This is a genomic window from Thermodesulfobacteriota bacterium, assembly GCA_040754335.1.
Taxonomy (GTDB): domain Bacteria; phylum Desulfobacterota_D; class UBA1144; order Nemesobacterales; family UBA2774; genus 2-12-FULL-53-21.
The window spans coordinates 505,942-519,829 of record JBFMCV010000003.1 but is presented as its reverse complement, the minus strand read 5'-3'; the positions used below and the strand labels follow the sequence as shown (position 1 = coordinate 519,829).

At 53.5% G+C, this 13,888-nt stretch carries 13 protein-coding genes; 6 read left to right on the top strand and 7 right to left on the bottom strand.

Annotated elements, in window-relative coordinates; all coding sequences use genetic code 11:
* Nucleotides 1-3: 3 nt before the first annotated feature.
* Nucleotides 4-1,041, bottom strand: a complete 1,038-nt coding sequence (argC, locus tag AB1598_08765; protein MEW6145092.1) for an N-acetyl-gamma-glutamyl-phosphate reductase — start codon at nt 1,039-1,041, stop codon at nt 4-6.
* 190 nt (nt 1,042-1,231) lie between these two features.
* Between argC and gap the strand changes: the two genes are divergently transcribed.
* From gap to AB1598_08745, 4 genes are all read left to right on the top strand, one after another.
* Nucleotides 1,232-2,239 (top strand): type I glyceraldehyde-3-phosphate dehydrogenase, encoded by a 1,008-nt coding sequence (gap, locus tag AB1598_08760; GenBank protein ID MEW6145091.1) that lies wholly within the window; start codon nt 1,232-1,234, stop codon nt 2,237-2,239.
* A complete protein-coding gene (locus tag AB1598_08755) occupies nt 2,239-3,459 on the top strand; it encodes a phosphoglycerate kinase (protein MEW6145090.1) in 1,221 nt (406 codons plus the stop codon). Before gap ends, AB1598_08755 begins: the two co-directional genes overlap by 1 nt.
* Before the next feature lie 115 nt (nt 3,460-3,574).
* Nucleotides 3,575-4,660 carry a class I fructose-bisphosphate aldolase gene (locus AB1598_08750; protein ID MEW6145089.1) on the top strand — a complete coding sequence of 362 codons (1,086 nt, stop codon included), beginning with the start codon at nt 3,575-3,577 and terminating at the stop codon, nt 4,658-4,660.
* Nucleotides 4,661-4,851: 191 nt separating this feature from the next.
* Entirely contained in the window at nt 4,852-5,985 is a 1,134-nt protein-coding gene (locus AB1598_08745; GenBank protein MEW6145088.1) for a glycosyltransferase family 9 protein, read from the top strand.
* A 28-nt stretch (nt 5,986-6,013) separates the two neighbouring features.
* Here the strand turns inward: AB1598_08745 and AB1598_08740 are convergent, their stop codons facing one another.
* Nucleotides 6,014-6,895, bottom strand: a complete 882-nt coding sequence (locus tag AB1598_08740; protein ID MEW6145087.1) for a nitroreductase family protein — start codon at nt 6,893-6,895, stop codon at nt 6,014-6,016.
* Between the two features lie 80 nt (nt 6,896-6,975).
* The gene (locus tag AB1598_08735; GenBank protein MEW6145086.1) at nt 6,976-7,737 is read right to left on the bottom strand and encodes a ribonuclease Z; all 762 of its coding nucleotides are present in this window, start codon (nt 7,735-7,737) and stop codon (nt 6,976-6,978) included.
* A 73-nt stretch (nt 7,738-7,810) separates the two neighbouring features.
* Between AB1598_08735 and AB1598_08730 the strand changes: the two genes are divergently transcribed.
* Nucleotides 7,811-8,581 (top strand): SAM-dependent chlorinase/fluorinase, encoded by a 771-nt coding sequence (locus AB1598_08730; protein ID MEW6145085.1) that lies wholly within the window; start codon nt 7,811-7,813, stop codon nt 8,579-8,581.
* Between the two features lie 36 nt (nt 8,582-8,617).
* On the opposite strand, the gene AB1598_08725 is transcribed toward AB1598_08730, so the two are convergent.
* The 4 genes from AB1598_08725 to AB1598_08710 all read right to left on the bottom strand — a co-directional run bounded on the left by AB1598_08725 (nt 8,618) and on the right by AB1598_08710 (nt 12,582).
* A complete protein-coding gene (locus AB1598_08725; protein ID MEW6145084.1) occupies nt 8,618-9,043 on the bottom strand; it encodes a hypothetical protein in 426 nt (141 codons plus the stop codon).
* A gap of 332 nt (nt 9,044-9,375) precedes the next feature.
* Complete coding sequence (locus AB1598_08720) at nt 9,376-10,281, bottom strand: alpha/beta hydrolase (GenBank protein MEW6145083.1); 906 nt, start codon at nt 10,279-10,281, stop codon at nt 9,376-9,378.
* The gene (locus AB1598_08715) at nt 10,278-11,204 is read right to left on the bottom strand and encodes a hypothetical protein (GenBank protein MEW6145082.1); all 927 of its coding nucleotides are present in this window, start codon (nt 11,202-11,204) and stop codon (nt 10,278-10,280) included. Before AB1598_08715 ends, AB1598_08720 begins: the two co-directional genes overlap by 4 nt.
* Nucleotides 11,205-11,223: 19 nt before the next feature.
* On the bottom strand, nt 11,224-12,582 hold the full coding sequence (locus AB1598_08710) for a prolyl oligopeptidase family serine peptidase (protein MEW6145081.1): 1,359 nt from the start codon (nt 12,580-12,582) through the stop codon (nt 11,224-11,226).
* A gap of 196 nt (nt 12,583-12,778) precedes the next feature.
* On the opposite strand from AB1598_08710, the gene AB1598_08705 reads away from it, so the two are divergent.
* A complete protein-coding gene (locus AB1598_08705) occupies nt 12,779-13,876 on the top strand; it encodes a hypothetical protein (GenBank protein ID MEW6145080.1) in 1,098 nt (365 codons plus the stop codon).
* Nucleotides 13,877-13,888: the final 12 nt, after the last annotated feature.

Sequence of the window (13,888 nt, the reverse complement as noted above, 5' to 3'; positions counted from 1 at the left end):
TACTCAGGGGAATACCGGCGGCACCTCGAGCCCGGCCGATTCCTCGAACCCCATCATGACGTTCATATTCTGAACGGCTGCTCCGGAGGCGCCTTTGACCAGATTGTCTATGACCGAGACTATTACCGCCGTTTTTTTGCCCTCGTCAGCCCTCATGCCTATATCGCAGAAATTGGAGCCTCTCACCTGCGACGTTGACGGATAGACATTCTCGGGTGATATCCTTATGAACCTCTCCCCTCCGTAATGCTCCTCGTAGAGACTTATGAGCTGTCCGGTAGTCCTTTTCTTCTTCAATTTTACGTATATGGTCGAGAGTATGCCCCTGTCCATCGGTATGAGGTGCGGGGTAAACGATACGTGCACGCCGTTTCCGGAATAAATCGAGAGCACTTCCTCGATCTCGGGCATATGCCTGTGCTCCCCGACCTTGTACGCCCTGACCCCTTCGTTCACTTCGCAGAAGTGGTAGTCGAGCGAGGGCGACCTTCCGGCTCCCGATACGCCCGACTTGGAATCGACCACGATCGTATCGGGCTCGATCAGTTTTTCTTTGAGTAGCGGCGCAAGCCCCAGTATGGCGGAAGTGGGATAACACCCCGGATTCGCTATTAATTTAGCCTTCTTTACCTTGCCTCTGTTGATCTCGGGAAGCCCGTACGCGGCTTCCTCTATTAGCTCGGGGCACGGGTGCTCGCCGTACCACTCCTTATAGCCTACGTGACTCAGCCTGAAGTCCGCCCCAAGGTCTATAATTTTTAAGTCCTTCTTATAGAGTTCTTTGACGACTCTTGCTGATTCCCCGTGGGGCAGGGCCAGAAAAACGACGTCAATATCCTCCGGCAGCGCACTTGGATCGAGGGGCTCGAGTCTCAGGTCGAGGAACCCGCGAAGGTGGGGAAATACGTCGGAAATATTCCTTCCTGAGTGCTTATCAGCCGTTAAATAAACGATTTCCACGTGCGGGTGCATGAGCAGGAACCTGAGCAGGTCGCCGCCCGTGTAGCCGCTCGCTCCCAGTATCGCCGCTTTCTTTTTCATGATAAGGATTGAAAATAAACGGTAAAATTGTCAAATACAAGTTTTTGGAGATTTTCCTTTATCGATGGTATAGTTATATGGGGTTTTAACTCTCTCTCACATACCTTGACTCAAATTGTTTGAAAGGGTACTTTCTTTAGGCTTTATTCTTTAATAGTACTAAAAAACGGGAGTTCCGGAGGGTTTTTAGATGTCTATCAAGGTCGGCATTAACGGGTTCGGGAGGATCGGCAGGCACATCCTGCGCATAGGGGTGGGACGAAAGGATCTGGAGTTTGTGGGGATCAACGATATCTCGGATTCCAAAACGCTTGCCCATCTCTTCAAATACGATTCCATATTCGGCCCTTATAAGGGCGAGGTCAAATCCGAGAACGGCCACATACTCGTCGACGGTAAAGCGATAAGGGTGTTTTCCGAAAAAGACCCTAAGAATATCCCGTGGGAAGACGTTAAGGCGGACATAGTGGCTGAGGCGAGCGGCGTATTCAGGACGAAGGAAGCGGCATCGGCCCACCTCGGCAAAACAGTGAAGAAGGTGGTCATTACTGCGCCCGCCAAGGGCGAGGTCGATTTCACGACCGTACTCGGTACAAACCAGCAGGGTTACGACAACGAAAAGCACCATATCATTTCTAACGCGTCATGCACCACTAACTGCTTCGCGCTCATCGTCAAGGTGCTCCACGAGAGCTTCGGCATCGTAAGGGGCGAGATGACGACCATTCATTCCTATACGAACGACCAGAGGATACTCGACGCCCCGCATAAAGACTTGAGAAGGGCGAGGGCGGCGGCGCTCTCCATTATTCCGACCGATACCGGAGCCGGGCGGGCCATCCAGATTATATTCCCCGAGTTAAAGGGCAAGCTGAGCGCGGTCGCAATGAGAGTCCCGACAGCTGACGTTTCAGTTGTCGATTTCACGTGCGAAGTCAAAAAGCACACTAGCCCCGAAGAGGTGAACGAGAAATTCAGGCAGGCGGCTTCAGGGGAGCTCAAAGGCTATCTCAGGTATTCTGACGAGGAGCTTGTCTCTTCGGATTTCATTGGCGACCCGCATTCGGCGGTATTCGATTCCGCGCTCACGTCGGTCGTCGACGGCAATCTGGTGAAAGTCATCGGCTGGTATGACAACGAGTACGGCTATTCGTCGAGAGTGGTCGATCTGCTTGAATTCATAGGAGAAAAAATGTGATGGACAAGCTCGTTATATCCGACCTTCCCGATTCCGTATTCCACGGCAAGAGAGTGTTTGTACGGGTGGACTTCAACGTTCCGATTAGGGACGGAAAGATTAGCGAGGATTACAGGATAAGAAGAGCCTTACCGACCATAGACTATCTCGTCGAAAGAAAGGCGAAAGTTATACTCGGGTCCCACCTGGGGAGGCCCAAGGGGATAGCGATCGCCGACCTGTCGTTAAAACCCATAGCAACCAGGCTGTCCGAGCTTCTCGGGAAGTCTGTCAAGTTCACGGGGAAGGTCATAGGCCCCGAGGTAAGGGAGGCGCTCGACGCGCTCGAGCCCGGTGAGGTGATGCTTCTCGAGAACCTCCGGTTCCACAAGGAAGAGACCGACAACGACCCCGAGTTTTCGAAAGAGCTCGCTTCATACGCCGATATATACGTGAACGACGCGTTCGGCACGTCGCACAGGAAGCACGCCTCCACATACGGAATGGCGTCGATGTTCGATCTCAGGGTCGCGGGGTTCCTGGTCAGCAGGGAATTGAAGTTCCTGACGAGGCTCCGCGAGAACCCGGACCGTCCGTTCCTGGTGATCGTCGGCGGGAGCAAGATCAAGGACAAGATTCACGCGCTTAAGAGCCTCATCGAGAAGGCTGACAGGGTGCTGCTAGGAGGCGGGGCCGCTTATACGTTCCTAAAGGCCAAGGGCGTGAACATCGGCAGCTCCATAGTGGAGGACGAGTTCGTGGGCTGGGCGAAGGAAGCGCTCGATAAATACGGCGACAAGATTTTTCTCCCTGTGGACCATGTCGTCGCGGGGAATCTCGAAGGAAGGAAGAACTGCATGGTTGTGGACGGCGAGATACCGGACGACCTTAAAGGCTACGACATCGGGCCCAAGACCGCAGCCAAGTACAACCATCTTATAAAGGGCACGGGCTCTATCTTCTGGAGCGGCCCAATGGGGGTTTTCGAGATAGGCGATTTCTCGGCGGGCACAACTCAGCTCGCAAGGTCCGTGGCGCTCGCCACGTGGAGGGGGGCGACTACCGTAGTCGGGGGCGGAGAAACTATAGCCGCCATAAGGGAGGCGGAGGTCCTCGATCTCGAGATCACTCACATTTCCACTGGCGGCGGCGCGCTTCTCGAATTCCTGGGCGGCGACGAGCTTCCGGGAATTTCGATACTCAACGACAGGGAAGAGAAAATCTCTCTCGCCGCGGGGTAATCTGTTTCCGCTTTCGGAATTTTGTAATCGGTCAGGCCCCCAAAATCTATCCATCCAAATGATTTCGTGTTATCTTTAAAATCACATATCAGTAACAAATAAACGGAGTGTAAAAATGGCGAAGGCAAAAGTGAAAGAAGGGACGGATTCCGTAGTCAGACTGCTCGGCAAAGAGGCCGGATACCTGCTCGACCACAAGTGCAAAACCGTTTCGAGGAACTTGCTGCATCTGCCAGGCCCTGATTTCGTCGAGAGGGTCTACGCTCCTTCCGACAGGCCTAATTCCGTGCTTCGGAACCTCCAGTTGATGTACAACACGGGCAGGCTCGCCGGCACCGGTTATCTGTCCATATTGCCAGTCGACCAGGGGATAGAGCACTCGGCCGGGGCATCCTTTGCGCCAAATCCCATCTATTTCGACCCTGAGAATATCGTCAAGCTCGCGATTGAAGGAGGGTGCAACGCAGTCGCTTCCACGCTCGGCGTTCTGGGCGCGGTATCGAGGAAATACGCGCACAAGATTCCGTTTTTAGTAAAGCTCAATCACAACGAGCTACTCACCTATCCGAACAAATACGACCAGATAATGTTCGCGAACGTGGACCAGGCCTTTCAGATGGGGGCGGTCGCCGTAGGAGCCACCATTTACTTCGGCTCCGAGGAGAGCGACCGTCAGATACAGGAGGTCGCGGAGGCGTTCAGTTACGCCCACACCCTCGGTCTCGTTACCGTGCTCTGGGCGTACCTCAGGAACCCGGCGTTCAGCACCGAGAAGGTGGATTACCATTTATCTGCCGACCTCACCGGGCAGGCGAACCATATCTCGGCCACTATAGAGGCCGACATAGTGAAGCAGAAGCAGGCGGAGAATAACGGGGGGTTCCTCGCGCTCAAGTTCGGCAAGACCGACCCCAAGGTCTACTCGAAGCTCACCTCCGATCACCCGATCGACCTCACTAGATATCAGGTCGTGAACTGCTACATGGGCCGCGCGGGACTGATAAATTCAGGCGGCGCTTCCACGGGCAGGGAAGAGGACGACCTCGCACAGGCCGTGAGGACGGCGGTCATTAACAAGAGGGCGGGCGGCATGGGGCTCATCACGGGACGCAAATCTTTCCAGAAGCCTATGAAAGATGGCGTCGAGATACTTAACGCCGTTCAGAACGTTTACCTCGACGAGGATATAACTGTGGCTTGACGCAAGAAGCACTGAGCGGGCCTGCCTCCTTGCGCAGGGATGCGCAGCAGTTTCCGGTTTTTTAGTGCTTGCAGATAATTCCGAAGATTCGATTTCAGCCTACCCTATTCATCCCGCAAGATTTATACTAGAGGTCGGAGCGTGCTCGCAGGCTGCGCGTATACCGCTATAAACATGCCCGGTCAAACGATATGAACTGGAAGATAGAAGGGCTCAAGAGACTCGACGGTGTGCTGGGAAGTATCTCCTGTTCGGTCTCTAAATTAATGGTCAGCCCCAGGAAAACAGGGGAAAGGGAGAGCCGTAAGATACTTGTCATAAGGCCGGGCGGCATAGGGGACGCCGTGCTCCTCTATCCGGCCCTTTCCGAGCTCAGGAACCATTACAGGGACTATACGATCGATGTGCTCGCCGAGAAAAGGAACTGGGGAATATTCGCCGTGTGCCCGTATATAGACAACCTCCTTCTTTACGACAGGCAGCCCCACGAGACGCTCCATAGAGTGATAAGGGGCGGGTACGATGTAGTGATAGACACGGAGCAGTGGCACCGCATGACGGCTGCGCTCGCTTACCTCGCGCGCGCCCCCGAGCGGGTCGGGTTTGCGACGAATGAAAGGGCCGGGCTATACACGCGCAAGGTCCCCTACAGTCATGACGATTACGAAGCCGTGAGCTTTCTCAATCTCGTATCGGCTCTCACCGGGAAGAAATACGAGTTCGATAGGGATAGGCCGTTCATGCCGCTCGTCCTGCGATCTCATGACGATATAACCTCTGCAGTTTCGGACTTCAGGAAAGGTAAAAAAGCGGCCGTAGGCATATTCGCCGGAGCCACGGTCTCTGAAAGAAGGTGGGGCGCAGATAAATTCGCGGACCTGTCGCGTAGGCTCCAGGAGGAGAATATAGGCACCGTGATTCTCGGAGGCGAAGCGGAAAAGAGCGGCGCAGAATTTTTTAAAAACAGGTGTATCGATGGATACCTTTTGGACTACGTCGGGTGTACCACGCTCGGAGGGACGGCGGCCGTTATTTCGGAGCTCGATCTATTTATCTCGGGTGATACGGGGCTCATGCACATAGCATACGGAGTCGGAACTCCTACTCTGTCCCTGTTCGGCGCGGGCATAGAAAATAAGTGGGCGCCACGGGGGGAGAATCACGTAGTGATCAACAGGCACCTCGACTGTAGTCCCTGCACGAGGTTCGGATATACCCCTCGGTGCCCTTACGGTGTGAGATGCCTTGCGGATATAAGCGTGGATGAGGTAAAGGAAGCCGCGATGAAGCTCCTCTCCCGCTCCTCAAAAAGCGAGCGCGCGTGAATATTCTCCGGGTATCTCCTTGTCGGTATCAGACTCCCTTTTCCTCGAGTCCCGGCGGGAGCTCGCCGTAATAGGGCGAGTCTTCCTCGTAAAGGGCTTTTATCTTGTCCCTGGGCATATCGGGCATGTCTTCCTTGAGCCCGAACATCCTGCATATATGCCTCAGTTCCTCTTCCCTCCCCGGAAGCGGGTCCATCGGCTGTATCATCTTTTTCAGCGCAAGCTCCTGCTTGACCTTTTCGTCTTCCCTGAGGGGGTTCCCGTATTTGTTCAGGTGGTAGAGCCTGTCGAACCGTTTTCTCGGCCTCTGTCCGGGCGATTCCGCCGCATAGCCCACGGACATGAGCCATATAGGTACGATATTTTCAGGAACGCCGAGCACCTTGGGGAAATCGGCCGGTTTTCTCCCCGTGGCAAGCAGGCAGCAGCCCAGGCCGAGCTCTGTCGCGGCTAGAAGGGCGTTTGCAATGGCCTGCCCGGCTTCGATCCTGAGCAGGTCTTCAGTCCTGTCCTTGGGGAAGCTCATGAGGCGCGGGTAAGTGACCTCTGTAAGGAGCTGGTAAGTCCATCCGTGAGCGGCCGTTATCGCTCTAGCCGGAAACAGCACCGCGAACGACTGGACGAGCTCCTGGTACCAGGCATCGAGGTTTATGAGCCACGCTATGACTATCGGGGCCTGCCTCAGGTGTATCTCGTTGAAGGGGGACGCGCATTCGATTATCTTCTCGAAATCCTCTTTGGGGTAGGTCTTTTTATCGATGACTATCGCTTCCGTCGAGTTGCAGTTCCCCTGGCACGACGCATAACGCGCGGCCTGAAGCATCGTCTGTATTTTCCAGTCCTCGACCTCCTTCCAGGGTTTGTAGAAACGGATGCTCCTTCTGCTTCCTATAGCTTCCATTAGCTCCATTGTCGTTACCTCCTTCACTCATTAAAGCAGTATCGTCTTTTATTGTCAACCGGTTATGCGGTGTGACGGCGGTCAGGAGTTTATATCTCGATCTCGAGGAGATCGCGGGCCTCGATGACTTCCGCGTTTACGCCTTTCCTTATCCTTTCTACGACATTCATTTCATCGCATGCGGGATAGAGGTGCGTTACTATGATCCTCTTCGCCTCCGACATGTTCGCGATTTCAATGACCTCGCCAGGGGTGAGATGTCCGCTCCTTTTCAACTTGTCATCCGGAAGCGCGCATTCTATTACGAGCGCATCCGCCCCGCGGGCGAGCTCGATAAGTGCCTCCGAGTAGTCCGTATCGCCCGAGTAGGCGATTGACTTCCCCCCGGCGTCGATTCTATAAGCGAGGCTGCTCTCTATGTGCGTCACCCCTGCCGCTGTCAGAGAGAATCTGCCGAAGTCTCTCGTGCCGATACCGATCTCTTCTACGGATAGCCCATCTGGCAGTATCCAGTCCCTGTACGCGTTCTTGAGCGCTTCGAAGAACTTCACGAACCCCGGCCCTCCCCATAATTTGAGCGGTTTTTCGCGCCTTGAGCCGTAAGGCGACCCGAACGCGTACTTGGTGGCGAAGAGAAAAGGCACGAGGTCGCCCGTATGGTCCGGGTGGAGGTGCGAAAGAAAAATGTGGTCGATGTCGAGATAGCTTATTCCCGCACGGGCGAGCTTCCACGTCGTCCCGCTCCCGCAGTCGAGCAATATCCGGGCTCCCGGAAGCTCGAGCGCGTATCCCGACGACCCCCTCTCCGTATAAGGCACGCATGTGCCTGACCCCAGTATGGCGAGCTTCATTTTCATTTCCTTATTATTGCGTTATTGTAATTATCGACCAATTTAGCACTATTTTTCAAAAGGGCAAAGGGCCTTGAAAAACGTCATTACATTGATTACCGACTTCGGGACTAAAGACCATTATGCGGGCGTGATGAAGGGGGTGATCCTCGGGATAAACCCGGATGCGGTAATCGTCGACATCACGCACGAGATAGAGAAGTACAATATATTCGAAGCAGCCTTCAAGCTCAGAAATTATTATGGCTGCTTTCCGCATGGGACGGTCCACGTTGCCGTTGTAGACCCCGGCGTGGGAGGACCGAGGCGCCCCATTGCGATTGAGGCCGGTGGTTATTTCTTCGTCGGACCCGATAACGGCATATTCTCCCCTGCGCTAGGTTGCCTCGACAGCCCGGTTGCAATAGAGATCACAAGGTCACGATACATGCTCAAGGATGTGAGCGCCACGTTCCACGGGAGGGACATTTTCGCCCCCGCGGCGGCTCACATCTCATCAGGGGTCGGGATTCGCGAGCTCGGCGATAAGGCGCCAGAGCCGGTTAAACTCGAGATTCCTCAGCCGTCCGTATATGGTAATGAAATATCGGGTGAGGTCCTGTACGCGGATTCCTTCGGAAACCTCATCACGAACATACCGGGAAAGGCGGTCGGGACGGGCTCCCGGATTTATGCAGGCAGACACGGTATAGACGGCGTATCCGGTGCGTACGGGGAGGCCGAAAAGGGCGAGCTCGTGGCAATAATAGGAAGTTCAGGTCTTCTCGAGATATCGGTGAATCAGGGAAGCGCAAGGGAGCTTATGCGAGGAAAACGCATCTCTGTCAGAGTAGTTACGGAATAGGCTTTATCTGTATCGGAGACGTATGCAGCGAAAGGTTTATGCTTCCCATTCGATCCTGTACCTCTTTCCGTTTACGAAAAGGTCCTTCGCCGATCTGTACGAGAACATGTTCTCCCAGAAGTGGTCTTCCGGGTCCCTTACTCCTTCATCGACAAGCTCTCGAATGAGCCTCTTGTATTGGCCGTCTTCCGGAAGGTCCGGCAGAAGGTCGAAGAGGGTCGCGATATCGGGTCGTTCAGACGCGTCTATCTTCTCCCAGCTCACCCACTCGCTGCTCTTTTTCGATATGAACAGCTTGTCTCCTGAGCTGTTGAGGTGTGTCTGGTTAAGCGCCCATGCGGGTATATAATCGGCTTTGTAGTATTCGAATGCGCTTTCGAGAATTTCGCTCCACTTTAGTGTTACGATTTTTGCACCGGCGGATTCGGGTTCCGCTAGATTTATGACTTGCCTTTTAACCATCTGGGTCTTCCAAACTCAACAGTCTGCTTCTCTCTTTATAAAAAATTAAAAAGCCGTAAGTAATCGATAGAGCCGTTGTGCCGATCTATAAAATGCCTTCAATTAAAATGAGCAAAATCCATGCCACAAGCTATCCGCTCTGTAAGCTGCTTCTATATTTTACTTTTTTTGCGTAATCGTTGAAACTATATCAAAATTATTACAAATTTCGTCATAAACCGGGTCAAATCATGGCTTTGAATTCTAACGGGCCGATATGCGCTGTCTCTCTCTTGAGGGTTTATTGAAGGGTAAGTCGGTTATTCCGACAGGATACAGATCATGGATTCTTCTTATGCGCTTTTCCCCGCGATGCTCCCGATCCACGCTGCTATAACATCAGATGCGGCATCAGGGTTTTCCATGCAGTCGTGCTGTGCGTTCTCTATGTATCTCACCTCGACCGAGGCGTTTCCCGCTTCCACCGCAAGCCGGGCTAGATCCCTCGCCTCACGTTCTTCGAGTATGTCGTCGTTCACGCCTTGAAGGAAGAGCAGAGGTATCTTCACACTCCGGATAACTGTGCAGGTTTTTGCATGATGGGCCTCAGGGCTCCTCATGAACCACCAGGTCTTGTACGTGTAGATTTCATTGTGGAAAGGACTGAACGTATCGCCCCACGCCCTGTTGACGAGGAATATCTCGTCCCGTGGGCTCGTAAGAGGGTCGGGGCCGAGCAGCTCTCTCGCCTTTTCGTATACCTCGTCGTAGGACGGGACGCTCCGCCATTTGTCCCACCTCTTTTTCTGGGAATCCGGCAGGGAATACGCGCAGCCTTCGAGTATCAGCCCCCTCACCTCGGGCTCGGGTCTGTTCGCCGCATAGTAAGCGGCCAGGTTCGCACCGAGGCTGAAGCCCAGTATGAATATCTTCGTGTATCCCTCTTTTTTGAGGAATTTCACGGCTGCTTCTATGTCGTACTCCGTCGTGTCGAATATCGCCCTGCCGAATATTTGTCCCAGATGAGCCATTCTGGTGTTTATAGAGAAGGAATTTATGCCGCGCTCGGCCAGGAGCGGGGGCAGCTGCCGCGGGGTTCCCCGCGCCAGGAAATGACCGAGGACCCCGTGCACCATGATCACTATGGGTGTCTCGAAGAGGTCTTCCGGTTTCTCGTATTCGCACGTGACCAGGAGGGAGTGGATGAGGAAATCGTCTTTTGAATTTATGTTTATGAGCTTCCGCTGTCTATGGATCATTTTGGGGCAAGCTGCTTATATCCGAATCTTCTGCCGAGCCACTTTTTTATTGCCTCCCCCAGTTCCTCCTCTTTACCGTCGAAGTTGTGATCCGCGTCCAGGTAAAGCGCGGACACGTCCCTGTTGCCCGCGTTACGGGCTATTCTTGCGAGGTCGTCGGCTTCTCCGGGTCCGAGCTCCGCGTCCTGTCTGCCCTGGATAAGCAGTATCGGTATCCTGATTCTTGCGATCTGCTTGTAGCACTTCGAGGATTCCGCTTCCGGCCCCGCCAGGTACCACCAGGTCTTGTACGTGTAGAGCTCCGTGTGTTCGGGGTTGAGCGTATCTCCCCTGGCTTTGTATATAATCACGGTGCGGTCCTCGGAAGAGGTGTACGGGTCCGGTTTGAGCGTCTCTTTCACCCTCCTGTATATCTCGTCGTAAGAAGGGTTGCTCCCCCACTTGTTCCATCTGTTCCGTATCGTCTCTGCGGTCGAGTATGGTGTCGAAAGGGCGATGATGCCTTTGAGAGCCGGGAATTGAGCCGGGTCGTTCCTGAGCGATACGTACCTGAGCACGATGCTGCTCCCGAGGCTGTACCCTGACAGGATAATCTTGGAATAGCCCATGTTTTTCAGATAAACGATCGCCGTATCTATCTGTGGAATCGTATCGTCGATGATCCCGTATCCGAAAAAGAGGCCGAAAGTGGCCATGCGCGTATTTATGGACAGAGAAGAATAACCGGCCTCGGCAAGGATCGGCGGCAGATAGCGCTGGCTCCCTTCGAGGAAATTCCCGAGGAACCCGTGTATATGGATGATGACCGGTTCTTTCTCCTGACCGCCCGGTCTCAGGGGGCTTTTGTAAAAGAGGGCGTCTACCTTGCTGTTCCCGAAAGGTATTGAAAGAAGCTCCTGCTCCACCGATTCTGCGTTGTTCATAGTCATACCGGACATTGCGCTAAAATGTGATTACCGCTTCGTTGACATCCGTATTTAAATCTATGTTGGCATTTTTGCTTACCGTATCTATCTTAGTGTTCTCGGATATTCGTATAAGCTCTTCGGACGGGTTCAATGTTATCTTTTTCACGTTATCCGAATCTATGCGTATGCCCTTATCTCCTGTAACGCCCACGCGGATCCTAACGGGCTGCGTCACCTCGTACGGCATGAATTCGGCCCAGAAAACTTTATTCTTGAATATCCCGAAAGGGGCGGTGTAGTAGATGCTCCTGGGGTATTTATTGCGTTTGAATTTCCCGAACCAGTCGAATACGTTCGGCAGGTCTTCGTCGACCATGAGCCATGTATGGCCTTCTTTGGGATAAAAATTGAACTTCACGGGTGTTCCGAGCTTCTCAAGTATTTCGTGGAGCACTATGGCGTCGTCGGCAGGCACGGCTTCGTCCCCTCCGCCGTGGGAAATGTACACGGGGGTGTTGATTAGGTTCGGGAGCATCCTCTGCGGGAATTCGAGGTTCGCCAAAAATCTCTTGATCTCATCCTTATTCATTTGGCTGATTTTGTCCTTATAGTACCTAAGCCTGTAGGGCCCGAACACGACGGCTGACGCGGCTATCAGGTCGGGGAAATATAGTGATACGAGAAACGCCTCGAGTCCTCCGTTGGACATGCCGGTTACATATAATCTGTCATCGTCGATTCTGAACCGCTCCTTCACTTCTTTTACGAGCTCAGAAAATATGTTGAGCTTGCCTTTTCTTATATAATCCCCGCCTATATCGGGCGAAGGGAGTATGCCGATGTATCCGTATTTCCGGCAGTACCTGTCTATTTCCTGGGACTTTATGTAATTATTAAGACATATGACCGCCGGAAGGGGCTCGCCGCTATAACCGGGAGGCAGTACGTAATAGAGGTCGAAACTCCTTTTATACCTCTCGGAGGAGAATGTGCCGTGCTGTATGCCCCTGCCTTCGAGGGTGAATTTGTGCCTCTCCGGGTCGTCCTTCGCAAGCAGGTTCCCTTTCTCGCCTATATATATTATCGAATTGGCTCCGCCTGCAATATCGGGGTTCAGGTCGGGGTTATTCGGGTCCGTGATCCAGCTCCCGTCGACAATGTACTTATAGTCATAAGACCTGTTGGGTGCAGGCCTGAGTATGATGCGCCAAACGTTGTCACCCCCTTTGACGAGGCGGAGAGTGCCGTGCTTCCACCCGTTAAAATCCCCTGATAAAAAAATCTCTCTGGCGCCGGGTGAATAAAAGCTGAACAGTATGCCTTCATCGACCTGCTCGGGTTTGGTCGCCCATCTTCCCTCGTACTTTCTGACTATATTTTCATCCCCTGCCATCTCTGTTCCTCCTCGATCAGTGATGCTCCGGCATCATAAAGAAATGTTGTCAAAAACGGAATAAGTCAAGCCTCTCCGGTTCCCCCGTCATTCAATGCCTCGCCGGGACACGGACCGCGGACAGTCGTCCCGGTATCCGAATTTACGGTATATTTACCCGTGTTGTATCTTGTGACCGCGGCCGGCGTAGGAGATTATGGCTGAAAACTTACCTGATTCCCTGAGACAATTCACGGACAAAACCCGTCCCAAAGAGCTCCGCCTGATGGCGGCTCAGGGGCTCGTGCCCGCAACACCTAAAGATCTCACTCTTATCCTGTATGTTCTCACCCGTGACGATGACCGGGAAGTTGCGGATGAAGCCCGGAAGACCCTGAGCGGTATGCCGCCCGACGTTATTTCGAACGTGCTTACGGATTCAGGCACCCACCCCGGGCTCCTCGATCATTTCGCGCGAGTACTGGAGGATGAAAGCCGCCTCCAGCAAATTGCGCTTAACAACTCGACACCGGACGCCGCGGTCGCATATCTCGCGGAAAAAACACACTACCAGGGTCTCATAGAGCTCATCGCCAATAACCATGAGCGCGTCGCACGTTCAGACGGCATAGTGGAGTCTCTCAGCAAAAACCCGGCCGTAACGCGGTCCACTCTCGACGGAGTGCTCGAATTCCTGAAGCTCTATCTCGGCAAAAAGTCGGCAATGACCGGATTCCCTGGGGAAGAAACGCCTCTTCCCGATGAGGATGTCGTCCCCGCCGAAGAAGCAGCCGCGCTCATCGAAGGCGTGAACGAGTCGTTCCTTGACGGTATTGATCTCGACGCCGAGCTCGTTGAGGACTCCGGCGAGGAGGAAGAGCATGCGCCGGATACCCACAATCAGAATGTAATGGTGAAGATCAGCATGCTCAATATAGGCCAGAAGATCAAGCTCGCCATACTGGGCAACAGGGAGGCCCGGACCATTTTGATAAAAGACCCGAACAGGATAGTGTCCAAGGCCGTGCTCAAGAACCCGAGACTTACCGACAGTGAAATCGTGCTCATTTCCCAGTCGAAGATCGTGAACGAGGAGATACTGAGAGAGATAGCGGACAGCAGGAGATGGGCGAGGCTCTATCAGGTAAAGCTGTCCCTCGTCAATAACCCGAAGACTCCGTCGCACATCTCCATAAATTTAATAAGGCAGTTGAGGGACTTCGATCTCAGAAATCTCAGGTGGAACAAGAATCTTCCGGGCGTAATCTCAACCGCAGTGAAGCAGATAATGCAGGAGAGGAGAGAAAAGAAATAATCCTCCCTCGGA